At 65.8% G+C, this 26,487-nt stretch carries 20 protein-coding genes; 15 read left to right on the top strand and 5 right to left on the bottom strand.

The window, feature by feature from the left end; translation table 11 throughout:
• Positions 1-81 precede the first annotated feature (81 nt).
• The 3 genes from ACGTNG_RS01085 to ACGTNG_RS01075 all read right to left on the bottom strand — a co-directional run bounded on the left by ACGTNG_RS01085 (position 82) and on the right by ACGTNG_RS01075 (position 2,380).
• Positions 82-306, bottom strand: coding sequence for a PA3496 family putative envelope integrity protein (locus tag ACGTNG_RS01085; protein WP_394574979.1), 225 nt, complete (start codon positions 304-306; stop codon positions 82-84).
• A 208-nt stretch (positions 307-514) separates the two neighbouring features.
• Entirely contained in the window at positions 515-949 is a 435-nt protein-coding gene (locus ACGTNG_RS01080) for a PAS domain-containing protein (protein WP_394574978.1), read from the bottom strand.
• Between the two features lie 117 nt (positions 950-1,066).
• A complete protein-coding gene (locus ACGTNG_RS01075) occupies positions 1,067-2,380 on the bottom strand; it encodes an MFS transporter (protein WP_394574977.1) in 1,314 nt (437 codons plus the stop codon).
• A gap of 240 nt (positions 2,381-2,620) precedes the next feature.
• Between ACGTNG_RS01075 and ACGTNG_RS01070 the strand changes: the two genes are divergently transcribed.
• Positions 2,621-2,890, top strand: a complete 270-nt coding sequence (locus tag ACGTNG_RS01070) for an Rdx family protein (RefSeq protein WP_108445781.1) — start codon at positions 2,621-2,623, stop codon at positions 2,888-2,890.
• Positions 2,887-3,792, top strand: coding sequence for a DMT family transporter (locus tag ACGTNG_RS01065; protein WP_394574976.1), 906 nt, complete (start codon positions 2,887-2,889; stop codon positions 3,790-3,792). The genes ACGTNG_RS01070 and ACGTNG_RS01065 overlap by 4 nt, the downstream gene beginning before the upstream one ends.
• Here ACGTNG_RS01065 and ACGTNG_RS01060 read toward each other — a convergent pair.
• Complete coding sequence (locus tag ACGTNG_RS01060) at positions 3,783-4,472, bottom strand: arylesterase (protein WP_394574975.1); 690 nt, start codon at positions 4,470-4,472, stop codon at positions 3,783-3,785. The genes ACGTNG_RS01065 and ACGTNG_RS01060 overlap by 10 nt on opposite strands.
• Here ACGTNG_RS01060 and ACGTNG_RS01055 point away from each other — a divergent pair.
• The 9 genes from ACGTNG_RS01055 to ACGTNG_RS01015 all read left to right on the top strand — a co-directional run bounded on the left by ACGTNG_RS01055 (position 4,471) and on the right by ACGTNG_RS01015 (position 18,303).
• The gene (locus ACGTNG_RS01055; RefSeq protein ID WP_394574974.1) at positions 4,471-5,187 is read left to right on the top strand and encodes an ABC transporter ATP-binding protein; all 717 of its coding nucleotides are present in this window, start codon (positions 4,471-4,473) and stop codon (positions 5,185-5,187) included. The genes ACGTNG_RS01060 and ACGTNG_RS01055 overlap by 2 nt on opposite strands.
• Positions 5,184-7,787 carry an ABC transporter permease gene (locus ACGTNG_RS01050; protein WP_394574973.1) on the top strand — a complete coding sequence of 868 codons (2,604 nt, stop codon included), beginning with the start codon at positions 5,184-5,186 and terminating at the stop codon, positions 7,785-7,787. The genes ACGTNG_RS01055 and ACGTNG_RS01050 overlap by 4 nt, the downstream gene beginning before the upstream one ends.
• A 7-nt stretch (positions 7,788-7,794) precedes the next feature.
• Complete coding sequence (locus ACGTNG_RS01045) at positions 7,795-9,222, top strand: polyphosphate kinase (protein WP_394574972.1); 1,428 nt, start codon at positions 7,795-7,797, stop codon at positions 9,220-9,222.
• A gap of 114 nt (positions 9,223-9,336) precedes the next feature.
• A complete protein-coding gene (locus ACGTNG_RS01040) occupies positions 9,337-10,734 on the top strand; it encodes a hypothetical protein (RefSeq protein ID WP_394574971.1) in 1,398 nt (465 codons plus the stop codon).
• 149 nt (positions 10,735-10,883) lie between these two features.
• A complete protein-coding gene (gene glyA, locus ACGTNG_RS01035) occupies positions 10,884-12,149 on the top strand; it encodes a serine hydroxymethyltransferase (RefSeq protein ID WP_394575547.1) in 1,266 nt (421 codons plus the stop codon).
• A gap of 127 nt (positions 12,150-12,276) precedes the next feature.
• Positions 12,277-14,055 carry a type I secretion system permease/ATPase gene (locus tag ACGTNG_RS01030; RefSeq protein WP_394574970.1) on the top strand — a complete coding sequence of 593 codons (1,779 nt, stop codon included), beginning with the start codon at positions 12,277-12,279 and terminating at the stop codon, positions 14,053-14,055.
• A complete protein-coding gene (locus ACGTNG_RS01025) occupies positions 14,055-15,437 on the top strand; it encodes an HlyD family type I secretion periplasmic adaptor subunit (protein ID WP_394574969.1) in 1,383 nt (460 codons plus the stop codon). Before ACGTNG_RS01030 ends, ACGTNG_RS01025 begins: the two co-directional genes overlap by 1 nt.
• Positions 15,437-16,933 (top strand): TolC family protein, encoded by a 1,497-nt coding sequence (locus ACGTNG_RS01020; RefSeq protein ID WP_394574968.1) that lies wholly within the window; start codon positions 15,437-15,439, stop codon positions 16,931-16,933. The genes ACGTNG_RS01025 and ACGTNG_RS01020 overlap by 1 nt, the downstream gene beginning before the upstream one ends.
• 35 nt (positions 16,934-16,968) lie before the next feature.
• Positions 16,969-18,303, top strand: a complete 1,335-nt coding sequence (locus ACGTNG_RS01015; protein WP_394574967.1) for an undecaprenyl-phosphate glucose phosphotransferase — start codon at positions 16,969-16,971, stop codon at positions 18,301-18,303.
• A gap of 24 nt (positions 18,304-18,327) precedes the next feature.
• Here ACGTNG_RS01015 and ACGTNG_RS01010 read toward each other — a convergent pair whose 3' ends face one another.
• Positions 18,328-19,245, bottom strand: a complete 918-nt coding sequence (locus ACGTNG_RS01010) for a glycosyltransferase family 2 protein (protein ID WP_394574966.1) — start codon at positions 19,243-19,245, stop codon at positions 18,328-18,330.
• A gap of 94 nt (positions 19,246-19,339) precedes the next feature.
• Here ACGTNG_RS01010 and ACGTNG_RS01005 point away from each other — a divergent pair, with 94 nt between their 5' ends.
• From ACGTNG_RS01005 to ACGTNG_RS00990, 4 genes are all read left to right on the top strand, one after another.
• A complete protein-coding gene (locus tag ACGTNG_RS01005; protein WP_394574965.1) occupies positions 19,340-20,296 on the top strand; it encodes a glycosyltransferase family 2 protein in 957 nt (318 codons plus the stop codon).
• A 140-nt stretch (positions 20,297-20,436) separates the two neighbouring features.
• Positions 20,437-21,267 carry an ABC transporter permease gene (locus ACGTNG_RS01000; protein ID WP_394574964.1) on the top strand — a complete coding sequence of 277 codons (831 nt, stop codon included), beginning with the start codon at positions 20,437-20,439 and terminating at the stop codon, positions 21,265-21,267.
• The gene (locus tag ACGTNG_RS00995; protein ID WP_394574963.1) at positions 21,257-22,699 is read left to right on the top strand and encodes an ABC transporter ATP-binding protein; all 1,443 of its coding nucleotides are present in this window, start codon (positions 21,257-21,259) and stop codon (positions 22,697-22,699) included. Before ACGTNG_RS01000 ends, ACGTNG_RS00995 begins: the two co-directional genes overlap by 11 nt.
• Positions 22,699-26,079 carry a glycoside hydrolase family 99-like domain-containing protein gene (locus ACGTNG_RS00990; RefSeq protein ID WP_394574962.1) on the top strand — a complete coding sequence of 1,127 codons (3,381 nt, stop codon included), beginning with the start codon at positions 22,699-22,701 and terminating at the stop codon, positions 26,077-26,079. The genes ACGTNG_RS00995 and ACGTNG_RS00990 overlap by 1 nt, the downstream gene beginning before the upstream one ends.
• Positions 26,080-26,487: the final 408 nt, after the last annotated feature.

The following is a 26,487-nucleotide window of genomic DNA, read 5'->3' as shown; positions in this document are numbered from 1 at the left end:
CTTGGTTGGGGGATTTCGGTGGCCACGATGATAGAGCCCGGGGGCGGCAAAGGCCAGCCTCCGCCGGGCCCGGGAGAGGGGCTACTCCTCCTCTTCTTCCTCTTCCTCGTAGGCGTCGTCGAGGGACCAGTCGTCGGCGATGGCGCGGCGCAGCCGGCGCTCCTCGATCAGCGCCTCCACGCGGCGGCGTGCCCGCAGGGTGTCGGCGCGACTCGCCGGGCGAGCCTGGACGGGTTCGTCGTTGTCGGCGCTCAGGTAGTCCTGATCGTCGTCGAAGGGGGTGTCGAGAAGGGGTTCATGGCTCATGCGAAGTCCTCCCATGGCCCGGGCCGAGGCTCAGCGCCGTCGGCATGGCGATCGATCGCTTCGCGTCCCCGGTATGGAGCCAGAAGCGCCAGCGGCAATGCGTGTTGCCTGCTGGCTATATATCGTCACGGCGGGAGGAGGACAAGGCCCTTGGCGGGATTTTTTCGCCGGCGCGCTCCGGTCCCGGGGAGGGAGGCCGGCGGGCGGCTCAGGAGAGGCCGTGTTCGGCCTTGATCCGCTCGAGCTCCAGCTGCGCCTCGACGCGCTCGGTGACGTCCTTCTGCACGCCGATGTAGTAGTTGAGGTTGTCGTCCTCGTCGTGCACCGGCGTGATGGAGAGCTCGTTGTAGAACAGAGTGCCGTCCTTCCTGTAGTTGCGCAGCACCTCGCGGCAGGGGCGTCCTTCCTTGAGGGCGCGGCGGATGGCATCGAGCCCGGGCTGGTCGCGGTCCTCGTTCTGGAGGAAGCGGCAGTCCTGGTAGAGAATCTCGTCGGCACTGTAGCCGGTGAGGCGCTCGAAGCCCTGGTTGACGTAGATCAGGATGTTCTCGTCGCCCTCCTGCTCGGCGACCACGATGCCATCCTCAGAGGCATCGACGATGCGTTCCAGCAGTTCCGGGCTGATCAGCGGGGATCGTTTCATGCAGGGGCTTCCTGTCGCGGTGCCCCGGCGCGCATCCAGGCGTCGGCGGGGGCGGGGATATTAGCAGTATCATGGCCAGCCGGCGGCGGGATTTCAACGCGCCTGGCGGCGCGCCGATCACTCCACCTCGGGCAGGCGCTGCGCACTGGCGGCGGCGGCCAGGCCCATCAGGGCCAGCACGGCCAGCAGTCCGGCGCTGCCGAGCCACTGGGCCAGCAGGCCCACGAGGCCACCCACGGCCAGCATCAGCACGCCGGTGAGCGTATTGGAGAGTGCCACATAGAGGGCCCGGTTGTCGGCCCCGGCCATGTCGACGACGTAGGTCTTGCGCCCCAGCCGCACGCCGGCATGAACGATCACCAGCAGCGCATAGACCAGCGCGTAGGGCCAGACGGTCTCGCTCCAGGCCGCCGGCCACCAGGCGAAGGCCGCGCCGAGCAGGCAGCCGGTGGCGGTGCCGAGGCCGCCGTCGCGCATCACCCGACGGCTCGAGGCATCGGCGCGCTTGCCCCACACGGGGCTCGCCAGCATGCCGGCCACCCCCGAGACGACGATCAGGATACCCAGCCCGCCGAGCTCGGCGCCGCTCTGCTCCTGGCCAAGCAGCGCCACGTAGGGCAGCGCCAGGGCGCTGGCCAGCAGCAGGGCGCGGGCGACGTTGAAGTGCAGGAAGTCCCGATCGTCGCGCAGCAGGGTGAGACCGGTCTTGACGCTGTCCCAGGCGTTCTCGCCGCCCTCCACGGCGCCGGGCACCTCCTCGATGCGCGCCGCGCAGAGCGCATTGACGGCCCAGCCCAGCGCGGCGACGCCGAGCAGGACGGCCAGCGCCAGCTCCCCCGGGCGGTCGCCGAGCAGCACCAGCACGCCGCCGGCGGCCAGGGTGACGCCCCCCGCCACGCTGCCGCTCCAGCCCATCAGGGTGCCGCGGCGCTGCTTGGCGATGGTCTTGCCGAGCACGTCCTTGGTGGCGATCGACGACAGGCCCCGCGCCAGCGACAGCACCACCAGCACGCCGAGCACCAGCGCCCCGCCGAGGCCGCCGTGGCCGAACAGGGCCAGCAGGGCGAGCAGGCCCGCGGCGATCGCCTGGAGGGTGCCGCCGAGCACCCAGACCCACTTGCGCTCGGGCTTCAGGCGGATGAAGCCCGCGATGAACACCTGGGGCAGCAGGGCGCCGGCCTCACGGATCGGCACCAGCAGGCCGACCATCCACAGCGGCGCGCCGATCATCCCCAGCAGCCACGGCAGCACCAGCCGGGCGCTGGAGAGCTCGTCGGCCAGCTTGTTGCCCAGCGAGGCGACGAGATGCAGGAAGAAGTTGCGCGGTTGCTCCTGGCAGGCCTCGTCGGGGATGTCCCGGCACATCCGGCTGTCGTCGTCGCCGGTGAGCCACTCGTAGAGGCGGGTCTGGCTGATCTCGGGGGCGGCCATGCGCACTCCTTTCGCCGTCGGTAATGGGCGACATTGTTGCGGCAGCGCCGGCGCTTGTCACCCCGATGATGCCTGCCGCCGAGGGTCTCGGCCGCCGGCAGGCCGCGTCGAGCCACTTGTCGGGAAGGGGCCAGGGGGATTTGACGGCAGACAGGGGCCGGGGGAGGGGCGGCGCAGACAGTGCCGCACGCTTGGCTTAGGATGGGGTGTCCACATTCAGCGTTGCGACAGGGATGGATCGTGTCACGTATCAGAATTCACTACTGTACTCAGTGCCAGTGGCTGCTGCGCAGCGCCTGGTACGCCCAGGAGCTGCTGTCGACCTTCGGTGAGGACCTCGACGGCGTCGAGCTGGTGCCTTCTCACGGCGGCTATTTCGAGATCTTCCTGGACGAGGCCTCCCTGTGGGAGCGCAAGCGCGACGGCGGCTTCCCCGACGTCAAGGCGCTCAAGCAGGCGGTGCGCGACCGCCTCGATCCCGATCGCGATCTCGGGCACATCGACCGATGAGTACGGCGACCGCTCACTCGGATCGTCAGGCGATGCTCTTCGGCCTGGGCGCGGTGGCGCTCTGGTCCACCGTGGCCACCGCCTTCAAGGTAGCGCTCGCCTACATGTCGCCGCTGGAGCTGATGTGGCTCGCCTCGCTGGTCTCCTGGGCACTGATGGGCGTGCTGGTGGCGCGCCAGGGCCTGCTCGGCCAGGCGCTCAAGCGCGGCTGGAGCACCGCCGCCTGGGCGGGGCTGATGAATCCGGTGGCCTACTACCTGGTGCTCTTTGCCGCCTATGACCGCCTGCCGGGCCAGGAGGCGATGGCGCTCAACTACACCTGGGCACTGGCGATGGCCTTCCTGGCCGTGCCGCTGCTGGGCCAGCGCCTCACCCGCATGGACGTGATCGCCGGGCTGATCGCCTATGCGGGGGTGTGGGTCATCGCCACCCGGGGCGCGGTCTTCGACGTCGCCTTCGCCGACCCGCTGGGAGTCGGCCTGGCCCTCGCCTCGACGCTGCTCTGGGCGCTCTACTGGCTGCTCAACGCCCGCGATCACCGCCCGGCGCTGGTCGGCCAGTGGCAGAACTTCAGCGTCGGGGTGCCGGTGCTGACGCTGCTGCTGCTGTTTGGCCCCGGCCTCGAGTGGCACGGCTGGGCGGGGCTCGGCGCCGGCGTCTACGTGGGGCTCTTCGAGATGGGCATCGCCTTCGTGCTCTGGCAACTGGCCGTGCACAAGGTGTCGCGCACGGCGAAGGTTTCGAACCTGATCTTCCTCTCGCCGCCGGTCTCGCTGCTGCTGCTCTACCTGGTGGTCGGCGAGCCGATCCTGCCCTCCACCCTGGTGGGCCTGGTCTTGATCCTGGGCGGCCTGGGGCTGCAGCAGTGGCAGAAGAGCCCCGTGCCGGCGCCTCAGTCCTGAGCGATCGCGGCCAGCGCCACGCCGCTCTGTTCGAGCAGCGGCGCGAGCTCGGGCCAGACGTTCTCGAGGATCCGCGGCTGGGCGGCGGCGGTGGGGTGGATGCCGTCGTCCTGCATCAGCTCGTCGTCGAGTGCCACGCCCTCGAGCAGGAAGGGCACCAGCGGCAGGTCGTGCTCGTCGGCGAGCCGTGTGAAGACGCCGGTGAAGGCGTCGCGGTAGGCCTGGCCATAGTTGGGCGGGATATCGATGCCGAGCAGCAGTACCTCGGCGTCCGCCGCCTGGCTGGCCTCGACCATCGCCGCCAGGTTGGCGCGCATCTGCCCCGGCGGCAGGCCGCGCAGGCCGTCGTTGCCGCCGAGCTCCAGCACAACGATCTCCGGGCGATGCTGTCCGAGAAGGTCGGGAAGCCGGGCGGCGGCGCCGCTCGAGGTCTCGCCGCTGATGCTGGCGTTGACGACGCGCGCCTTCCCGTCCAGGCGGGCCTGCAGCAGACTGACCCAGCCGGCGCGCTGCTCGATGCCGTAGGCCGCGCTCAGGCTGTCGCCCATGACCAGTACCACCGGGGACGACGCCGCCAGCGCCGTGGCGTGTGCCAGCATCAGCACCAGTGCCAGCCATAGTGCGGAGAGTGTCAGCGCCGCCTGCCGGCCCAACGCATTCACAGGGAAGCCCTTCGCCATGTCCATCTCCTCTCGCCCGGGTATCGATCCGATTCTACACGCCGACGCGCTCTCCAAGCAGGTCGAGAGCGGCGAGCGGCGACTGACCATTCTGAGTGGTCTGTCGCTCTCGGTGTTCCCCGGCGAAAGCGTGGCGATCCTCGGCCAGAGCGGCGCCGGCAAGTCGACCCTGCTGGGGCTGCTGGCGGGGCTGGACACGCCGAGCGGCGGCGAGCTGGCGCTGTTCGGCCGGTCGCTGGGCGAGCTCGACGAGGATGGCCGGGCCTCGCTGCGCGCCGGGCGGGTGGGCTTCGTGTTCCAGAACTTCCAGCTGCTGCCGACCCTGACGGCGCTGGAGAACGTGCTGCTGCCGCTGGAGCTCTCGCCGAGCCCGGGTGCCGAGGCGCGGGCCCGGGAGTGGCTCGACCGCGTCGGCCTCGGCGAGCGCCTGGATCACCTCCCGAAGCAGCTCTCCGGCGGCGAGCAGCAGCGGGTGGCCCTGGCCCGGGCCTTCGTCACCGGGGCCGAGCTGGTGTTCGCCGACGAGCCCACCGGCAACCTGGATCCGGTCACCGGCGAGCGCATCATCGAGGCGCTCTTCTCCCTCAACCGCGAGGCCGGCACCACCCTGGTGCTGGTGACCCACGATCACGCCCTGGCGCGGCGCTGCGATCGCTGCCTGCGCCTGGAGGGCGGCCGGCTGGTCGAGATGGCCCCCGAGGAGGTGATGGCATGAGCCGCACCGCCTGGCCGACCCTGCTGCGGCTCTCGGCCCGCGGCCTGATTCGCGACCTGCGCGCCTCTGATGTGCGCGCCCTGGCGCTGGCGCTGGCGCTGGCCGTGGCGGCCTCCACCATGATCGGCTTCTTCCTCGATCGCCTCGACCGCGGCCTGACCCGTCAGGCCGGCCAGCTCTCCGGTGGCGACGTGGTGCTGGAGCAGGGGCGCCCCTTCGGCACCGAGGTTCGCGAGGCCCTGGAGGAGGCGGGCCTCGTGCTCTCCGACCAGATCGACATGGTCTCCATGGTCAGCCGCGGCGACGCCTTCCAGCCGGCGAGCCTCAAGGTCGTCGACAGCGTCTATCCCCACTACGGCACGGCCCGGGTCGATCGCGGCGACGGCATCGAGGCGCTGCCCCGTGGCCCGGCCCCGGGGGAGGTCTGGGTGGCGCCGCGCCTGGCGCTGCTGATGGAACTCGAGGTGGGCGATCGGATCCGCCTGGGCCAGACCGAGCTTGCGGTCGGCGGGATCATCGAGCGCGAGCCCGATCAGTCGGCCGGCTTCGGCAATTTCAATCCGCGGTTGATGATGCACGTCGACGACATGGACGCTACCGGCCTCGTCCAGGAGGGCTCCAGGGTGGAGTTCGAGCTGCTGGCCGCCGGCAGCGCCGAGGCGGTGGCCCGGGTCGAGCCGCTGCTCCAGCGGCTGCGCCGCGGGGGCGTGGAGGTGCGCGACGTGCGCCGCGACCGTCCTTCATTGGGCAACGCCCTGGCGCGGGCCGAGAAGTACCTGGGCCTGGCGGGGCTCGCCGCCGTGCTGCTGGCCGGGGTGGCCGTGGCCATGTCGACCCGCCGCTACGTGGATCGCCACCTCGATACCGCGGCGCTCTTGCGCTGCTTCGGCGCCACCCAGCGCGAGCTGCTGCGGCTGTTCGTGCTGCAGCTGGCGTGGCTGGCGCTGGCCGCCTCGGCGCTCGGCGCGCTGCTCGGGCTGGCGGGGCAGGCGCTGCTGGTGCGCCTGCTCGCGGCCTTCCTGCCGTTCAGCCTGCCCGCCCCGGGGCTGCTGCCGCTGTGGCTCGGGGTCTTCACCGCCCTGGCGGTGCTGGTCGGCTTCGCCGGGCCGACCCTGCTGCGCCTGAAGCGGGTCAGCGCCCTCAAGGTGCTGCGCCGCGAGCTCGACCCGCTGCCGCCCTCGGCCTGGCTGGTGGTGGGCGTGGCGGCGCTGGTCTTCGGCGGCCTGCTGTGGCTCTACTCCGGCGATCTTGGTCTTGCGGCCGGCCTGCTGCTCGGCGGCCTGGTGATGCTGGCGGCGCTCTGGGGGCTCGGCGGAATGCTGCTGGCCCTGGTGCTGCGCGCCACGGCACGGCTGCCCCGGGAGGGCGGCAAGGCGGAGGGGCTGATCACGGCCGTGCGCCTGGGCGGCCAGCAGCTGGCGCGGCGGCGCCGGGCGAGCCTCGGCCAGCTGCTGGCCTTCTCGGTGACCTTCTTCGCCGTGGCCATGATCGCCCTGGTGCGCGGCGACCTGCTCACCACCTGGCAGGCCCAGCTGCCGGCCGATACCCCGAACCACTTCGCCATCAACATCCAGCCCCAGGAGCGGGACGCCTTCGAGGCGGCGCTGGCCGGAGCGGCGGACGCGCGCAGCGCCCTCTACCCCATGGTCCGCGGGCGCATCAGCGCCATCGACGGCGAGCTCCCCCAGGAGGCGGTGCCGGCGGAGTCCCGCGGCGACAACGCCCTGCGCCGCGAGCTCAACCTGACCTGGCGCGAGACCCTGCCCGAGGGCAACCGGGTGGTGGCCGGCGAGTGGTTCGCGGCCAGCGCGTCGGCGGGCTGGCTCGACGAGGTCGCCGCCGAGCCGCGCCCGGCGGCCGACGCCTCGACGGTCGACTCGGCGGTGCCGATCTCCGTGGAGGATGGCCTGGCCGAACGGCTCGGCCTCGATCTCGGGGATCGCCTGACCTTCACCATCGGCAGCGACGAGGTGGTCGGTGAGGTGACGAGCCTGCGCAGCCTCGACTGGGAGAGCTTCCGGCCCAACTTCTTCGTGATCTTCCCGCCCGGGGTACTGGAGCGTTTCGGCCACAGCTTCATCACCGCCTTCCACCTGGGCGATGACGATCGCGACCTGCTGCGCGAGCTGGTGCGGGAGTTCCCGGGGGTCACCCTGCTCGACGTGGAGGCCATCCTCGGCCAGGTGCGCGAGGTGCTGACCCAGGTCACCCGGGCGGTGGAGCTGGTGCTCGCCTTCGTGCTGCTGGCCGGCATCAGCGTGCTCTACGCCTCGCTGACCGCGAGCCTGCCGGTGCGCGCCCATGAGAGCGGCCTGCTGCGGGTATTCGGCGCCGGCAATCGGCTGCTGTCGCGGATGCAGGCGGCCGAGTTCGCCGTGCTCGGCTTCGCCAGCGGCCTGATGGGCGCGCTGCTGGCGGAGCTCGCCGCCGCCGGGATCTATCTCGCCTGGTTCGACCTGGCGCCGCGCGTCCACGGGGGGCTGTGGTTGACCCTGCCGGTGGCGGGGGCCGTGCTGATCGGCGTCATCGGCCACCTGCTCTCCCGGGGCCTGCGTCGCCAGGCGCCGGCGGCGAGCCTCGGCCTGCTCGGCGAGGCCTGAGGTGACCATGACGACCCGCACCCTGCGCGCCCGCCTGCTCGAGGCGCAGCTCGACCTCGCCGACCGCCGCGAGCGGGCGGTGGTCGTGCTGCTGACCGGCCACGCCGTCACCCACAAGGGGCGGCTCGTCAACGAGCTCGATCACTGGCTGGATAACCGCCACACCGAGGTACATGCCCTCGCGCCCAGCAGCGAGGAGCAGGCGCGCCCGTACTGGTGGCGCTTCTGGCGCCGCCTGCCCGCTCGGGGGCGCATCGGCATCTTCATCCACGGCTGGTACGGCGATGCGCTCTTCGCCCGGGCCGAGCGGCGCCTCTCGCCGGGGGCCTTCCGGGACCGGCTGGCGGAGATCCGCGCCTTCGAGGCCGAGCTCGCCGCCGAGGGCGTGGTGCTGCTCAAGCTGTGGATGGACATCGAGCGCCCCGTCCAGCGCCGGCGGCTCCAGGCCCTGCAGGCCGATCCGGCCCGTGCCTGGCAGCTCGGAGCCAGCGACTGGCAGCGCCATCAGCAGCATGGCGTCATCGACGCCCTGGGGCGCGAGATGCGCGAGGCCACCGCCGCCGAGCATGCGCCCTGGCGCCGGCTCGCCTTCCGCGACCCGGCGGCGCAGCTCGAGCAGCTGGCGGGCCGGCTGCACGAGACCCTGGTCGAACCAATGAGCCCGCCCCGCCCCTTGGCGGAGACGACGATCGACGAGGCCCCGGCGCCTCCCTCGATCCGCTGCGCCGAGCCTCGAGTGTCGGCGCCCATGAAGAAGGCGAGCTACGCCGCGGCGCTTGCCGAGGCCCAGGGTCGGCTGGCCCGTAATGCCCGGGAGCTGGCGCGCCGGCGTATCCCGGTGGTGCTCGCCTTCGAGGGCCTCGACGCGGCGGGGAAGGGCGGGGGCATCCACCGCGTCACCGCGGCGCTGGACGCCCGCCAGTACCGGGTCCACCGCATCGCCGCCCCTAGCGACGAGGAACTCGCGAAGCCCTGGGCCTGGCGTTTCTGGCGTCGCCTGCCGGCCGATGGGCGCATCGCGCTCTTCGATCGCAGCTGGTACGGCCGGGTGCTGGTGGAGCGGGTCGAGGGGCTGGCCCCAGAGACGGCATGGCGGCGCGCCTATGAGGAGATCCGTGAGTTCGAGCGCCAGCTGCTGGCTCACGGGGCCGTGCTCGGCAAGCTGTTCCTCTCCATCAGCCAGGAGGAGCAGCTGCGCCGCTTCGAGGCCCGGGCCGCCACGCCCCACAAGCGCCACAAGCTCACCGACGAGGACTGGCGTAACCGCGAGCGCTGGGAGGACTACCGGGTGGCGATCGACGAGATGTTCGCCCGCACCCAGGCGCCGGGCGCCGAGTGGTCGCTGATCGCCTGTGACGACAAGCGCGCCTCGCGCCTCGCCGTGCTCGAGGCGATCAATCGGCGGCTGGAAGTGCGCCTGGCCGCGCCGTGCTGAGCCTGGCCCGGGCCCAGGTGAGGCGACTAGACTGCCAGTTCACGGCACTCCCCGCCCAGCGTTCCACACTCCCTGTTTCCCCATTCCATTTTCCCCGGTTCGAGAGGTGTTCCCATGCGTTCGATGTCCCGTCAGGCCCTGCTGGCCGCGCTGTCGCTGTCGATCTTCCTGCCGGCGTCGGCCGATGAGCGCGACCCGTCCGAGCGCCTGGAGGCCGATCTTCGGGCGCTCTTCGCCGATGAGGGCACGCTTTCGATCGGCGAGGTCGAGGAGGCGCTGATTCGCGATCGGGTCACCGCCCACGACCTGCATTTCGCCGGCCCCGAGGGCCAGCAGCTGTGGCTCGATCGCTATGTGGTCAGCGGCGACTACGACCGCCCCGACGAGGTGCGCATCGAGGGGATTCGTCTGGAAACGCCCGGTCGCGAGCAGTCGCGGCTCGTCGCCGAGACGCTGCTGCTCGACACCCCGTCCCGCGCGGTCCTGCCCCTGCACGAGGAGACCTGGCCGGCGGAAGTCACCGTCGACGGGCTCACCGTCGAGGCGCTTTCCGCCGAGTTCGACGCTCAGGCGTCGGGGCAGGGCGCAGGAAAGGGCCGCGGGCGGATCGCCGTCGAGCGCCTGCAGGCCGCGGGGGTGAATCGCGACGCCCTCGACGCCCTGGAGGTCAGCGGGGTGAAGGGCAAGGCCGCGGGCGATGACGAGTTCGGCAGCGGCACCTTCTCCCTGGCCTTCGCCCGGGTGGAGGGGCTGCGCGGCCTCGAGGGCGCGGAAGAGGAGCGTGAATTGGATCGCCTCGAGGTGCGCGATCTGAGCCTCGATTTCGATCGGCTCGTGGCGTCCCTGTCCTCCCTGGAGGCCGATGGCGACATGACCGACGGCGAGGGGGGCTTCCGGCTCGAGGCGCTGGAGCTCGACCTGGCGCGCATGATCGCCCTGGCCCCGGAGGCGGAGCGCACCCGGCTGCGCATGCTCAGCAACGTTCTCACCGACGGCAGCGGACGGCTGCGCCTCGACGCCGACTCCTCCGGGCGCTGGGAGTCGGGCGAGGACGCCAGCCGGCTGCTGGGCGAGCTGACGTTGACCGCGGACGAGGCTTTCGGCTGGGCGCTGGACGCCGACCTGCCGGTGCGCCTGCCCGAGGGCGTGGCGCCGGCGGACTACCTGGCCCGCATGGATAGCCTGGAGGGGGTGACCCTGCTCGGCGGTCGGATCGACGCCACGCTCACCGATCTGGGACTCTTCGGACGCTTGCCGACGATCATGGCGGCCAGCCAGGGCGTCAGCGAGGCGGCGTTCCTGGAGCAGGCGCGCACCCAGGCCCAGGGCTTCGGCATGATGCTCGGCCCGGAGATCGAGGCGCTCTTCTCAGGCCTGGTGGCGATGATGGCGGGCGAGGCCAGCGAGCTTGCCATCGCGCTGACCCTGCCCGCCGAGAGCGAGCTCGAGGCGCTCTCCGCCGATCCCCTGGCGCTGCCGGAGCGCCTGGAGATGCGCGTGGAGAGCCGCTGAGCCGCGGCCGCTGTTCGGGTGCCGTGCGCCGGTCGCCGGTCGCTTGAACGATCCGGGGGCGGCCCATGATCGCCTTTCATGTGAAAGCCACCGGGGCCTGGGGTATCATGGTCGCCCCCGATTCTCCCGTGATGCGAGGTTTCCCGCCGATGTTCAGCCGTGACATGCAGATTGCCGGTTTCGATGACGCCCTGTTCGATGCGATGCAGAAGGAAGTCGCACGACAGGAGGCGCACATCGAACTGATCGCCTCCGAGAACTACGCGAGCCCGCGGGTGATGGAGGCCCAGGGGAGTCAGCTGACCAACAAGTACGCGGAAGGCTACCCGGGCAAGCGCTACTACGGAGGCTGCGAGTACGTGGACATCGTCGAGCAGCTGGCCATCGACTACGCCAAGGAGCTGTTCGGGGCGAGCTACGCCAACGTCCAGCCCCACTCCGGCTCCCAGGCCAACGGCGCCGTCTTCCAGGCGCTGGTCAAGCCGGGCGACACCATCCTCGGCATGAGCCTCGACGCCGGCGGTCACCTGACCCACGGCGCCCGGCCCAACTTCTCCGGCAAGCACTACGAGGCGATCCAGTACGGCCTCGACGACAGCGGCCTGATCGATTACGAGGAGGTGGCGCGCCTGGCCCGCGAGCACCGGCCGAAGATGATCATCGCCGGCTTCTCCGCCTACTCCCAGATCATCGACTGGGCCAAGTTCCGCGAGATCGCCGACGAGGTGGGTGCCTACCTGCTGGTCGACATGGCGCACGTCGCCGGCCTGGTGGCCGCCGGGGTCTACCCGACGCCGCTGCCCCACGCCCACGTGGTCACCACCACCACCCACAAGACCCTGCGCGGCCCGCGCGGCGGCCTGATCCTCTCCGCCGAGGGCGACGAGGCGATCGAGAAGAAGCTGCAGTCCGCGGTCTTCCCGGGCGGCCAGGGTGGTCCGCTGGAGCACGTCATCTCCGCCAAGGCGATCTGCTTCAAGGAGGCCATGGCGCCCGAGTTCAAGGCCTACCAGCAGCAGGTGGTCAAGAACGCCCAGGCCATGGCCGGGGTGTTCATCGAGCGCGGCTTCGACATCGTCTCCGGCGGCACCGAGGATCACCTCTTCCTGCTCTCGCTGATCAAGCAGGGCCTGACCGGCAAGGACGCGGACGCCGCCCTGGGCCGCGCCCACATCACCGTCAACAAGAACGCCGTGCCCGGCGATCCGCAGAGCCCCTTCGTCACTTCGGGCCTGCGCATCGGCACCCCGGCGGTGACCACCCGCGGCTTCGGTGAGACCGAGTGTAAGGATCTCGCCGGCTGGATCTGCGACATCCTCGACGTCATGGCCGCAGGTGACGACACCGCCGCCATCGAGGCCGAGGTGAAGGCCAAGGTCGAGGCGGTCTGCGCCCGCCTGCCGGTCTATCGCTAAGGATCTGCCGGCGCTGACCGGCTGAGGTAGACTTCGACGCCCCTACCCGCAGTAGGGGCGTTTCTGCTATTCTCTCGCGGCTTTTTTCCCTTCTTTAGTCATACTCCCCTCAACGGTGGATCGTCCCATGGCCAAGCAACAGGACGCTACGGACCTGCAGCTCGCGTTGCGAGCCTGCAAGGGGTCGTTTCTCTCGGTGGGCTTTTTCAGCATGTTCGTCAACCTGCTGATGCTGGTGCCTCCCATGTACATGCTGCAGGTCTACGATCGCGTGCTGACCACGCAGAGCGAGGCCACCCTGCTGATGCTGACGATGGTGGTGGTGTTCCTTTTCATGGTGATGGGGGGGCTCGAGCTGATTCGTTCGCGGATCCTGGTGCGAGTCGGCAACAAGCTCGATACCGGCATCAATGCCCGCCTCTACAGCGCCATGTTCCGGCGCAGCGTGGCCTCTCAGGGGCGTCAGTCCGCCCAGCCGCTCAGCGATCTGACCAGCCTGCGCCAGTTCCTGACCGGCAACGGGCTGTTTGCCTTCTTCGATGCTCCCTGGGTGCCGGTGTATCTCGGTGTTCTGTTCCTGTTCAATGTCTGGCTGGGCGTGTTTGCCACCTTTGCCGGCATCGTGCTGCTGATTCTCGCCATCACCAATGAGAAGGCCACCAAGGGCTTGCTGGCCGAGGCCAACAGCGAGCACATCAAGGCGCAGGATCTGGCCAACGCCAATCTGCGCAACGCCGAGGTGCTTCACGCGATGGGCATGCTGCCCGGCATCATGGGGCGCTGGGCCGAGAAGCATCATCAGTTTCTGGCCAAGCAGTCAAAGGCCAGCGATCGCGCCGGCACGCTCACCAACGCCTCCAAGGTACTGCGGATGCTCTTCCAGTCCATGATTCTTGGGCTGGGGGCCTTACTGGTGATCGAAGGGGAGATGACCGCCGGCATGATGATAGCGGGCTCAATCATCATGGGGCGGGCGCTGGCACCCATCGATCAGATGATAGGCAGCTGGAAGGGGTTCGTGAACGCGCGTGGCGCCTATGACCGCCTCAACGAGCTGCTGACCCAAATTCCCGATGATCAGCGCCGTATGTCGCTGCCGGCGCCCGAAGGGCATTTCTCCATCGAGACCGTCGCGGCCGCGCCGCCCGGCGTACGCATGGCCACCATCCGGGGCATCAATTTCGAGGTCGCAAAAGGCGAACATATCGGCATCATCGGGCCGAGTGCCGCCGGCAAGTCGACGCTTGCAAGGGTCATTCTCGGCATCTGGCCCGCACAGGTCGGTAGCGTTCGCCTTGATGGCGCCGAAATACAGCATTTCAATCGCGACGAACTCGGTCCCCACATCGGCTACTTGCCACAGGATATCGAGCTGTTCGACGGCACCGTTAGCGAGAATATCGCCCGCTTCGGCGACGTGGAGGCCGAACAGGTGGTGGCCGCGGCCCGCAAGGCCGGGGTGCACGAGATGATTCTCCAGCTGCCCAACGGCTACGATACCTATATCTCCGCGAGCAGCGGCGCGCTCTCCGGCGGTCAGCGCCAGCGGATCGGCTTGGCCAGAGCACTCTATGGTTCGCCCGTGCTGGTGGTGCTAGACGAGCCCAACTCCAACCTCGACGATGCTGGCGAGCAGGCCCTGTCCCACGCCATCGCTCAGCTTAAGCAAGAGAGGACCTCGCTGTTCGTGATCAGCCATCGAACCAGTGTGCTGAAGCATATGGACAAGCTGCTGGTCATGAAGGAGGGGCAGGTCAGCATGTTTGGTCCCCGCGATCAGGTGCTTGCTCAGTTCGCCAAGAAGAGCCCCCAGCAGCGGGTCGCCCAGGAGGCTGGAAGCCGACTGGCGGCCGTGCGCGGACGCGATACGGGACAGGCGAGCAGCAAGACTGAGGAGCAGAAGTGATGGATGAGAAACAGGACGCGCAGCGGGCGCCGGCCCGTCCCAGCATTGATGTCACTCCCGGTCCCCAGGTGCTAGAGGGAGAGTACAGCGAACAGCTGCCGACCAGCGACAAGGGGTTCCGTCGCCTGGGGATGGCTATCCTGCTGGTGGCCTTCGGCGGATTTGGGACCTGGGCGGTCACGGCCAAGCTCGCGGTAGCCGTCGTGGCACCGGGCAGCGTCTCCATCGAGTCCTTCAAGCGCACCATCCAGCATCTGGAGGGCGGCATCGTGCGTGAGATCTTGGTTGAGGACGGGGATCGCGTCGAGACCGGTGACCCCTTGATCGTGCTCAGCGACACCCAGGCCAGAGCGCAGCTGGACATCGCGCGTTCGCAATATCTTATCAATCGGGCCATGGAAATACGCCTGCTGGCGGAGCAGAAGGGGGCCGATGCGCTCTCTTTCCCCGAGGAGCTTACCGAGAGTGATCGGGATCGCGTCCTGGAGGTGTTGGCCGTCCAGCGTAGCCTGTTCGCGTCGCGCCGCCAGTCGCTCAATGGAACGCTGGAATCTCTGGACGAGCAGGCCAATCAGATGCGAGAGCAGATTGCCGGGCTCGAGGCTCAGGTTGACGTCAACCTGCGCCGCATCCGCTCGCTGCGCGGAGAGGCCGAGGACTTTCGTTCGCTGTTTCGTGAAGGGCTGGGGGACAATCAGCGCCTTCGTGAACTCGAGCGCCAGATCCTGCAATACGAAGGACAGGTGGCGCAGAACCGTTCCGAGATCGCCAGCCTGAAGTCACGCATCAGCGAAAACCAGCTCAAGAAGGAGCTGCAGCGCCAGGAGTTCCAATCTGAGGTGGGCGAGCAGTTGCGCAACGCCCAGTCGAAGATCGCGGAGGCCGAGGAGCGGATCACGTCGCTGACGGATCAAGTGAAGCGCACCACCATCACCGCCCCGACTTCGGGTACCGTGGTGGGGCTGAAGGTGCACACCCAGGGGGCCGTGATCCGCTCCGGCGACCCGGTCATGGATATCGTGCCCAGCGGCGATGGCTTCGTTGTCGAGGCTCGCGTGCCTAATCGCGATATCGATCATATCTTTATTGGCCAGCCGGCCAATATTCGCTTCTCCGCCTTCAACCAGCGTTTGACCAACGAGATCGATGGCGAGGTCATCCACGTCAGCGCTGACAGCTTCGAGGATGAGGCCACCGGCCAGATGTACTATAAGGCGCGGGTGCGGGTGACCGAGGAAGGCCGGAAGGACATGAACGAGCGCATGCAGCTGCTTTCCGGCATGCCGGCCGAGGTGATGATCCGCACCGGCGAGCGCACCTTTGCCAGCTATATCGCCAAGCCCATCAGCGACATGCTGGCCCGCGCGATGCAGGAGGAGTGATGACGACCTTGCGAATGCATGGATGCCGCCACTGGCATCGCACCGCGGGGGGGGTGACCCTGGCCGGTGCGGTGTTGCTGCTTCCTCTTTCGGCGATGCCAGTGGGGGCCGCCGATACGTCCGACGCCACTGTTCTTGAGACCTTGCCGGTACCCGAGTCGCCGACGCAGAACGGCAACTCGCCCGGTGAACCGATGCGTTCCGAGCGGCTGCCCTCCCTGCCGGCGCTCTATCGACAGGCGCTCTCCAACGATAGCGAGCTGTCGCGCCAGCGCTATCAGCTGCAGTCCACCCGCCAGGAGGCGCCTCTAGCGCGCTCGCAGCTGCTGCCGCAGGTGACGGCCAGCGGCGGCTACCTCTATCAGGATTCCACAAACATTCAGACCGAACCCGATGAGTTCGGGCTCGATCAGCCCGGGCAGAGGCCCGGCGAGATCACGGACGATTACTGGCAGCTGCAGATTCAGCAGTCGTTGTTCAGTTTGGAGCGCTGGCGCGGCATGGCACGTGCCGATGCCGAAATTGGCGCGGCGGAGCTCGACTTGGCGCTGGTCGAGCGCGACCTTGCACTAACCTTGAGCGAAGCCTATGTGAATGCCTTCACAGCCTCACAGAAACAAGCGCTGCTCGAGGCGCAACAAGCGTCGCTGGAGCTTCAGGTGCAGCAGGCCGAGCGCGCCTATGACCTCGGTGTTGGCGATCGCATCAACGTGCTGGAAGCGCATTCACGCCTTGATCAGGCCATCGCCGATGCGGTTCAGGCCGAGAACGAGCTTAACGATGCCTTGAGCGAGCTGGAGCGCCTGACCGGGCAGATTCCCCAGTTCGGCGAGCCGTCTCTTGGCAATCTTCCTTCGCTCAACCTGGAGAACGACTGGGCTGCAGAAGAGGCGCTGCTGGCAAAAATAGACGCCAACCTCGACGTTCGCCGGGCCAAGGCCGAACAGCGCCTGAACCAGCGGGAGACGGCGGTGCGGCGCAGTGGCTACTACCCCGAGCTGAGCCTCAATCTGAGCTATTCCGACCGACAGAGTGAAGACGAGTTGCGGACAAGCGAGGACTATCGCGCTGGCGTCGAGGTCAGCATGCCGCTCTATCGGGGGGGGCGTACCCTGGCCGGAGTGCGTCAGGGGGAGCTTCGGGTCAAGGCCAGTCGAGAGGCCGTGGCCCATCAGCGCAACCTGGCGACCCAGGAGGTCCGAACGCGTCTGCGCTCGCTGCAGGGCAACCAGCGTCGACTCGCTGCCCTCGGTCGGGCCATCGAGTCCAGCAAGCTCTTCCTTGAGGCGGCCGAGAGAGGCGAAACGCTGGGACTCCGCGATCTGGTGGACGTTCTGGATGCCAAGGCCAGCCTCTTCGATCAGCGCATCAAGTTCGTCGAGACTCTGGCTCAGCAGGTGCTGGATCGTCTGGCACTCGCCAAGGCGGTAGGCGAACTGGGCACCGAGCAGCTCGCGAGAGCGATGCAGCGACTCGCGAGGCTGAGCGGGGCCTGATGAGAGCCACGGCTAGCGACTGGCTGCGGCGACTGATGCGCTGCTTCGATGCGTGCACCGCACTGCTGACCTCGTTGGGTGTGCTGGCCCTGATGCCGTCCCTGGACCATACCCAGGGCATTGATTATCCATTGCTGATCCTTGTCGGCAGTCTACTGCTACCGGCATGCGGTGAGCTGCTTGGCCTTTATGAACCCTGGCGGGGGCGCAGCCTCTTTACCATGATGGGTATTTACACCCTGAGCTGGCTGCTGACCATCGTATTGCTCAGTCTCTTCCTGGTCGTGACCCAGAGCGCCATTCTCTATTCCCGGGCCTGGATGCTGGTCTCGTCGCTGGCCGTGCTGGGACTGGGTTTCGGTCTGCGGGCGGCGCTATACAGCTTCCTGCGTCTCCTGCGTGCCCGCGGTCGCAATATCAAGCGAGTGCTGGTGATCGGGCGCGAGCACAATATCGCTCGTGTCGAGCGGCACTTGGAGCGACTGCCCTATATCGGCTATCGCATCAGCCATCGCCTGGTTGACTCGTCCATGGACGCTCTCCTGCCTCGCGTCGAAGCGCTGGTCGCCGGCAGCGTCTTTCGCCGTGACTATGACGAGGTCTGGTTGAGCTACCCCCTCAGCGAGGGCGATACTGTCAAGCGCATTGCGGAGGAGCTGCTCTCGGTGCCGGTGAACCTGCGCTACTTCCCCGATCTGTCCGACGTGCGCCTGCTCAATCATCGCGTCGCCAAGGTGGCGGACATGTACTCGCTGGATCTCAACGTCAGTCCACTCAATGGTCCGATGCGCCTGATCAAAGCCTTGGAGGATCGCCTGCTGGGATTGATCTTGTTCATATTCTTCCTGCCACTGATGATTGTAGTGGCCGGGTTGGTGCGCTGGCGGATGGGAGCTCCGGTGCTTTTCAAGCAGTACCGACACGGCCTGGACGGCAAGCGCTTTCGCATCTACAAATTCCGCACGATGAGGCCTCATGACGAAGGCGGTGCGACCTGCCAGGCCATTGGGGGCGATCCGCGCATTACCAGGCTGGGTAGTTTCCTGCGCCATACGAGCCTCGACGAGCTGCCCCAGCTCTACAACGTGCTTCAGGGGCGCATGTCGCTGGTCGGTCCCAGGCCTCACGCTATGGACCACAATGACCACTACAAGGACGTCATCGAGGCTTACATGCAGCGCCACCGGGTCAAGCCCGGCATGACCGGATGGGCCCAGGTCAATGGCCTGCGGGGAAACACCCAGACGCTTGGCGCCATGAACAAGCGTGTCGAGCTGGATCTTTACTATATCGACAATTGGTCGCTGGGCCTGGACGTCAAGATATTGGTCATGACGCTGACTCGCGGCTTCATAAACCGCCAGCCGTAGTTTTCGGTCGAGGTGTCGACGCGCTTACTTTCCAATGCTATCAGCGGGTGGGGCTTCCCAGAACCGGCGGTGCATAGACAGGCGTCGCTTCCAAAACAGCGGCAGTTTTCTTTCATGCTTGCCGAGCCGGTATCCCGCGTATTTGAACAACGTTCGTAATGCGGCCTCCGGCAGGCAGGCCGGTGCGTGTTCCCACAGGTAGGCAGCCTCCGAGCGAAGAAAACGCATGCCTTCCCCCTCGGCGCGTCCCAGCATTTCATGCAGCCAGTGCTCTCGACCGTGCAGTACGCCTATATCAAAGTAGCGGCGAAATTCCTCGGGGAGTGAATAATTGTGCGAATGCTGCACGCAGGCGTCGGCCCGATACGCCAGTTTCCAGCCGGCCTGAAGCAGGCGGGCACCCGCGATCATGTCTTCGGAAAGAATAACTCCTGATGGAAAGCCACCTACCTCAAGCAGTGCTTCTCGACGATAGGCGGCGAAGGAGTTGGACAGGAAGGCCGTCTTTATACCCAGGCGGGGAATATCTTCTTGGCTAGCCGTGTACGACTTCGCCGGGTAGTTGAACCGTCGGGCATGGCTGGCAATCGCCGTAGCATCGTCATGAGGAAGTTGACGTCCGAAGGCTGCGCCAACGGTCGGGTTCTCGAAGGCTGTAATCAGGTGTTTGATGGACTGCGTGTCTGTGACCAAGGCATCCTGGGTAAGAAAAATCACTACCTCGGTGTCACAGAGAGTTTTGAGGGCTCGATTGCGTGTGCCGCCATGGTTGAATTCAGCTCGCGAGATCACACTCACTTCGGCCCTCGCCTCTCGTGCCAATCGTAACGTAGCATCGTCAGAGCTGGAGTCGATGACCAGCAGGCGCCCGGCTTCAGGCAATGCCGCCTTTGTCCTCGAAAGCCACTCGGCAAACCCTGCCCCTGCGTTCAGCGTCGGCACGCAGACAGCCACTCTCATGACGATTCCCCTTGGGCTTCCCTCTCCAGCACCTGGTGTTATCCTCTAAGCTCAGCTGCACGAGACATACAATTCCATGTTGGATTACTGTCCATATTCGGATTCAGCCGCCACGCCTGCTGCACACGTTGCCATTCTGCTTTGCACTTACCAGGGCGAAGTCTACCTCGCGGAGCAGTTAGACTCCATCGCGGCGCAGTCCCACCCGCACTGGACCCTGTGGGTATCGGATGACGGCTCTCGCGATGGGACCCGAGATATCCTCGAGGCCTACCAGCGCCGCTGGGGTCAACATCGCCTCCGGTTGCGACAAGGACCTCTTCAAGGCTTTGCCGCCAACTTCAATAGCCTGCTTGCCGATACCAACATCCAGGCCGACGCCTTCGCGCTGGCCGATCAGGACGATATCTGGCACTCCGACAAGTTGGCGCGTGCGGTCGCCTGGCTGGATGCTGGCGACCCAAAGGAGCCTCGCCTCTATTCGGCCAGGACTCGCCTGGTCGATGCCCAAGGTGGATTCATCGGTCTTTCACCAGGCTGCCGGGCACCAGGATTTGCCAATGCCTTGGTGCAGAACATTGCCAGTGGCAATTCCATGGTACTAAATGCTGTTGCCCGGCAGAGTCTTATCGAGGCCGGCCTGCCAAGAGCAGGGCTGCATGACTGGTGGTGCTATCAGTGGATCAGTGGGATTGGTGGCGAGCTGCTCTTCGATTCCCAGCCCTGCCTGGATTATCGCCAGCATGGTGGCAACCAGATCGGCATGCAGACTGGGCTGATCAGCCTGTGGCCGCGAATGAAACGACTCTGGCAGGGCCAGCATCGCCTGCATCTCGACGCCCAATTGAAGGCTCTGGAAGAGCGTCAGGCGTGGCTGATGCCTATCCACCGTCAACGGCTCCAGGCGCTGCAGGCGGCTCGCCGGCGGCGGGCACTGGCCTGCTTGTATGGCGTCTGGCAGTCCGGGGTGTATCGACAGTCGTGGCTGGGCCAGTGGGCCATGTATCTGGCCGCAATTCTCAACAAATTCTGACTGCTGTAGAATGCTTTCCCTCGATAGCTTCATGGCTGCGTGCCAGGCTGCGTCGTCATCCGTCTCGATACGCCCTGCGACTCCTCGGTTTGCCGCGATGCCGGCAGGGCGCGTAGCGGGCACCTAACTTCAAGGAAATCATGAACCCACACATTCCACACAGCATCGCGCCCCCTGCCATGCTCGGCCACCTGTGGAGCCACCGTGACCTGCTGGTCCGCATGATCAAGCGTGATGTGGCCGGTCGCTACAAGGGGTCGATGCTTGGTATCGCCTGGTCCTTTTTCAACCCCTTGATCATGCTTGCCGTTTATACATTCGTCTTCACTGTGGTATTCAATGCACGCTGGGGGATGGAGACAGAAGGGGGACGTGCTGCGTTCGCCTTGCAGCTATTCGCCGGAATGATCGTGCATGGCATTTTTGCCGAGGTCCTCACGCGAAGTCCCTCTCTCATCCTAGGGAACGTTAACTACGTCAAGAAGGTGGTCTTTCCCTTATCCATCCTGCCGCTAGTGACCCTCGGTTCGGCACTGTTCCATGCCGTCGTCAGCTTGGTGGTGTTGCTGCTTGCTCAGTTGCTACTTTCGGCAGCCTTGCCGGCGACTTTCTGGCTGGCTCCAGTCGTTATCTTCCCATTGATTGTCTTAGCAGCCGGTGTCAGCTGGCTCTTGGCGTCGCTGGGTGTCTACCTGCGTGACATCGCTCAGACGATGGGACTGTTGGCCACCATTCTGCTTTTTCTTTCACCCATCTTTTACCCGCTTGAGGCGTTGCCTGAACGATTCCATCCCTTCATTTTGCTCAATCCGCTGACGTTCATCATTGAGCAGCTTCGCTTGGTTGTGATCACCGGTCAACAGCCCGACTGGCTTGGCCTGCTACAGTATTTGGCACTGGCGGCTCTGGTGGCTTGGTTGGGTTACGGTTGGTTCCAGAAAACGCGCAAGGGGTTTGCTGATGTCCTCTGAACAGGCGTCCCGGATCGCAGCTTCGCAACAGGCCGAGCCGGTAATTCGTCTCAGCCATGTGGCCAAGTACTACCGGATCTATGCTGAACCGCGAGACCGTCTCAAGCAGTTTATTGTACCTCATCTGCAATCCCTGGCGGGGCGAGAGCCTAAGCAATACGGTCACGAGTTTCGTGCCCTCGATGGGGTTTCCTTCGAGGTCGCCCGTGGAGAAACCCTGGGCATCATCGGACGTAACGGTTCGGGAAAATCGACCCTTCTCCAGATGATCTGCGGGACTCTCACACCCACCCATGGCGAGATTCATACCCAGGGGCGTATCGCGGCGCTACTGGAGTTGGGGGCCGGCTTCGACCCCGAGTTTACGGGGCGTGAAAACGTCTACATGAATGCCGCCGTGCTCGGCCTCAAGAAGATCGAAGTGGATGCTCGCATCGACGATATTCTAGCCTTTGCAGATATCGGCGATTTTATCGACCAGCCGGTGAAGACCTACTCCAGCGGCATGTACGTGCGCCTGGCGTTTGCTGTGATTGCTCATGTTGACGCCGATATTCTGGTCATCGATGAAGCTCTGGCCGTAGGCGATGCCTTCTTCGTCCAGAAGTGCATGCGTTTTCTGCGACGCTTCATGCAACACGGAACCGTATTGTTTGTCAGCCACGATACCTCTGCTGTGCTCAATCTATGTCAGCGCGCCATTTGGCTGGAAGACGGCAAGATCGCCGACCAAGGCTCGCCCAAGAAAGTGGCTAGCGCATATCTCAAGGCTTTTTTCGAGGGAATCCAAGGGGCCAGTGCCGAGACAGCCGGTAATGATGATCAGGCTCAGACAGAGCAGTCGCAGGATACCAATCCGGCCAGAGAAGAGCCGGTAATTCAGCATGTGGCTCGTGACATGCGCCAGGATGTGCTCAACGCCAGCCCTTACCGTAATGACCTCGAGATTTTCCAGTTCGACCCTTCGGCCGAAGGGTTCGGCAAGGGAGGGGCGCTGATCGAAGAGGTCAGTCTCCGCGACGCCGAAGACCATCCCCTTACATGGGTGGTGGGCGGTGAGGAGGTGACATTCTCCATAGCTGCCAGGGTCCAGAGTGAACAGCCGCTGATGCAACCCATCATCGGCTTCTATATCAAGGATCGCCTGGGTCAGACCCTGTTCGGCGACAACACTTTTCTTAGTTACCAGGACGATCCTGTCGTCTCACCGTCAGGCGGTGTCTTGGAGGCCCGCTTCACGTTTCGGATGCCAGTCTTGCCGCGAGGGGACTATACCATCAGCGCGGCAATTGCCGACGGTGTCCAGCATGATCATATTCAGCACCACTGGCTGCATGATGCGCTTTTTTTCAAGTCCCATGCCAGCAGTCAGAGCCACGGCCTCGTCGGCATCCCCATGCACCACATCAGCCTTCAGGTAAAGCCTTCATAATGAACGAACACAATAGAATTGAGCTCCCGGAGACGGGCGAGCGCTTCCTTCCAAAGTTCGAGGGTGACATCGTAGCTGAGCATTATCACCGCTACCTGTTCGCACGGCAGCATGTGGAGGGCAAGCGCGTATTGGACATTGCCTGTGGCGAAGGGTACGGCAGTCACTTGCTGGCCGGCGCGGCTCAGCAAGTCATCGGTGTCGACATCTCCGAAGATGCCGTGGCCCATGCCACCGAGCATTATCGTCGCGATAACCTGGAATATCGCCAGGGAGACTGTGCCGCCATTCCCCTGGCCGATGCTAGCGTCGACGTGGTCGTGAGTTTCGAGACCATCGAGCATCACGACCAGCACGAAACCATGCTGAGCGAGATCAAGCGAGTGCTGGTGCCTGGCGGCTTGCTGGTGATCTCCAGCCCGGACAAGCGTGAATATAGCGACCGCCCCGGCTATGCCAATCCCTATCACGTCAAGGAACTCTACCGCGACGAGTTCGAGGCGCTTTTGACGCATCACTTCGCCCATCATGAACTGCTGGGACAAAAGCTGCTGTACGCTTCGGCGATCATGGAGGGGGACGTACGCAACCTGACTACCTATGGGTCTGGCGATGGGGAAAGCAAGCCCGGCCTGCCAAATCCCGTCTACCTTCTGGCAATGGCCAGCGACAGCCCCTTGCCATCAGGCAGTAGTAGCCTATTCCTGCACGATGTGGAAAAAAGCAATGCGGCCCTGAACCGAGATGTCATCATTGAGGCCCGGGAGATGGAGCTTGACCAGCGTGGCGCCGCCGTGGCCGATCGTGAGGCCAGCATTTCTGAGCACCAGGCCACCATCACCACCCTCGAGCGGCAACTGAAGGAGCGCATGCGCGACCATGCCGTTTCTAACAGCTACGCCCATACACCTTCCTGGCTGCTCAAGCAGTTGCTTCGGCGGCTGAAGCACTGGCCCGCTGAACGGCGCCTCGCCTCTGATGAGCGTTACCGGATCGCCGCCAGTGGGTTGTTCGATGCGGCGTGGTATCTCAACCAGAATCCAGATGTTCAGAGCCAACAGCTCGATCCCCTCGACCACTTTCTTAAGCGTGGTGGTTTCGAGGGTCGAGATCCTTCCCCGCATTTCGATACCCTGGAGTGGCTGACCCGACACCCCTGGCTGATCGAGCAGCACCAGCATCCGCTACTGCACTATCTTGACCACCAGTCCGACCACCGGGGTGATATCGGAGCCGTCGAGGGCATCGACCCGAACCGTCAGGGGGCAAACGAGGGGGCGCTGTTCGAGCAGCTGTTCCAGGATGCCTCCCAGGTAGGTTCCTTCTATGTGCCGCTGGACGATGATAGCCTCTCCGAGACGCCCCAGGTGCGGGCCATTGCCCTCTACCTGCCGCAGTTCCATCCCATAGCGGAAAATGATCGCTGGTGGGGCAAGGGCTTTACCGAGTGGACGAACGTCAGCAAGGCCGTCCCACAGTTCGTTGGGCACTATCAGCCCCGGCAGCCCGGCGAGCTCGGTTTCTACGACCTGCGCTTGCCTCAGGTGCAGGAGCGCCAGGCGGAGCTCGCCCGCCAGCATGGACTTGCCGCCTTCTGCTTTCACTATTACTGGTTCAGCGGACGTCGGCGCCTGCTCGAAACGCCCATCGACCAGTACGTGGCCAACCCCAACATCGACTTTCCGTTCTGTCTGTGCTGGGCCAATGAGAACTGGACCCGGCGCTGGGATGGCAAGGAAAGCGACATTCTCATGGAGCAGCGCCACGAGCCCCAGGACGACCTGGAGTTCATCGAGGACGTGGCACCGATGCTGGAAGACCCGCGTTACCTCCGCGTGGATGGCAAACCCCTGCTGATCGTCTATCGGGTAGACATCCTGCCGGATGCCCGCAAGACCGCCGACACCTGGCGTCGCTACTGCCGGGAGCGGGGCATCGGCGAACTGCATCTGGTGGTGGCACAAAGCTTCGGTATCGGCGATCCCCGGCCTTATGGCTTCGACGCCGCCATGGAGTTTCCTCCCCACGACACCCATGCACGTCGCATCGAAAGGCATCTCGAGTTCATCAACCCTGCGCACCAGGGGCAGGTGTACGACTACCAGCATCTGGTCGATACCCAGCTGGCCAAGCCGCCGGTCGACTATGTGCGCTATCGAACCGTTTCGCCCTCCTGGGACAACGAGGCACGCAAGCCAGGCCGTGGCCACATCTTCGCCGGCGCCACGCCGGGTCGCTATCAGCAGTGGCTGGCCGGCGCCTGCCGCGAGGCCGAGACCCTGCCGGCAGACCAGAAGCTGGTATTCGTGAACGCCTGGAACGAGTGGGCAGAAGGTGCCTACCTGGAGCCGGATCGCCGCTACGGCTATGCGTACCTGGCCGCGACCCGCGAGGTGATGCGCCGGCATGGCGCCAGCGCTCGTTCAGCCCTGCCGGCGCCAGGGCTTCCGGTGCCCCGGGAGCTGGAGAACCTCCAGGCCGTCCAACCTACCGCGGTCGTGCTTCATCTCTATTACACCGAATTGTGGGACGAGATGGTCGGTTATCTCGCGCACCTGGATGGCGAATTCGACCTCTACGTCACCCTGCCGCCGGACGTGGGGGACGCGGCCTGCGAAGCCATTCGTGCCTGGAAGCCGGATGCGCATCTGGTGCCCTTGCCCAACCATGGGCGAGACATCCTGCCTTTCCTGCGAGTCATGAATGCCATTGCGCCGCTGGGCTACCAGCAGGTCTGCAAGATCCATGCGAAGCGTTCGCTGCACCGGGGCGACGGGGATCGCTGGCGTCAGGAGTTTTTCGGCCAGCTGCTGGGCTCGCGGGAGCAGGTCGCCGAGGTGCTCGATGCCTTCCGAAAGCAGCCCGAGCTGGGCATGGTGGGGCCTCATGGCCACTGGATCGAGTACCGCCGCTACTGGGGCGACCCGCAGGGACCCGAGCGTATCCGCGAGCTGCTGCGCTCGCTGGGCGTGTGCCTGTCGCTCGAGGAGGTGCGCTTCTTTGCGGGCAGCATGTTCTGGTGTCGTCCACAGGCCATTGCACCGCTGCTGGAACAGCTCTCGCTTGACGACTTCGAACACGAGGCCGGGCAGACCGATGGCACCCTGGCGCATGCACTGGAGCGAGTGATGGCCGCCGCCTGTCAGGGTGCCGGCCTGCGTGTCACGGATACCGGGGCACCGGGCGCGAGCGAAGAGCCGCGGCCCGTTCACCCCTATCCCTTTGCTCAGCCCAGCCCGCTGCTGGGTGATCCCCGGGGTGTGATCGAACCCTCCAGCGGATCAACGTTTCCCCACTGGAAGGGGGGGCTGCGCCACTGGGCCAGGCGGATACCCCTGGCGCGGCGGCTCTATCGCGCCTGGCGAGACCGTGGCGCCTAGCCTGATGGCGCAGGCCTGGAGGGGGGTGTCGGACTGAACCGCGCTCCAGGCGGTTGACGGCGGCCCCGGGTGGCGCGCCGCATCCGGCAAACGGGCTCCTGCTCTTCGCATGGCGAAGAGCAGGAGCCCGTTTTCCTTTGTGCGTATCGGTTCATTGGGTAAACATGCTAATGTGCGAATAATATGGTAGTAGTATGCGCCCTAACCGAATAGCATGTTAGTCGAATAGTCGAATACCCTTGGTTTAGAGCCTCTAATGAAGCTTGCAATGCATTAGGTGAGTCTCTAGCATCCGTGTGAGGCAGGGGTTCAGGCTCTTCCTAGGCCATTTGTTTGAAAGGGATGGCAGGGAAAGCAGCCGGTTCTTCTCCCCGTCGCGGCCATGCTGTCGTCCGCGACAGGCGGTCG

Origin of the sequence: Halomonas sp. B23F22_3 (assembly GCF_043496965.1) — a bacterium.
Classification (GTDB): Bacteria; Pseudomonadota; Gammaproteobacteria; order Pseudomonadales; family Halomonadaceae; genus Halomonas.
Note: the sequence above shows the minus strand (reverse complement) of the source record. Positions and strands in the feature narration are given on the sequence as shown.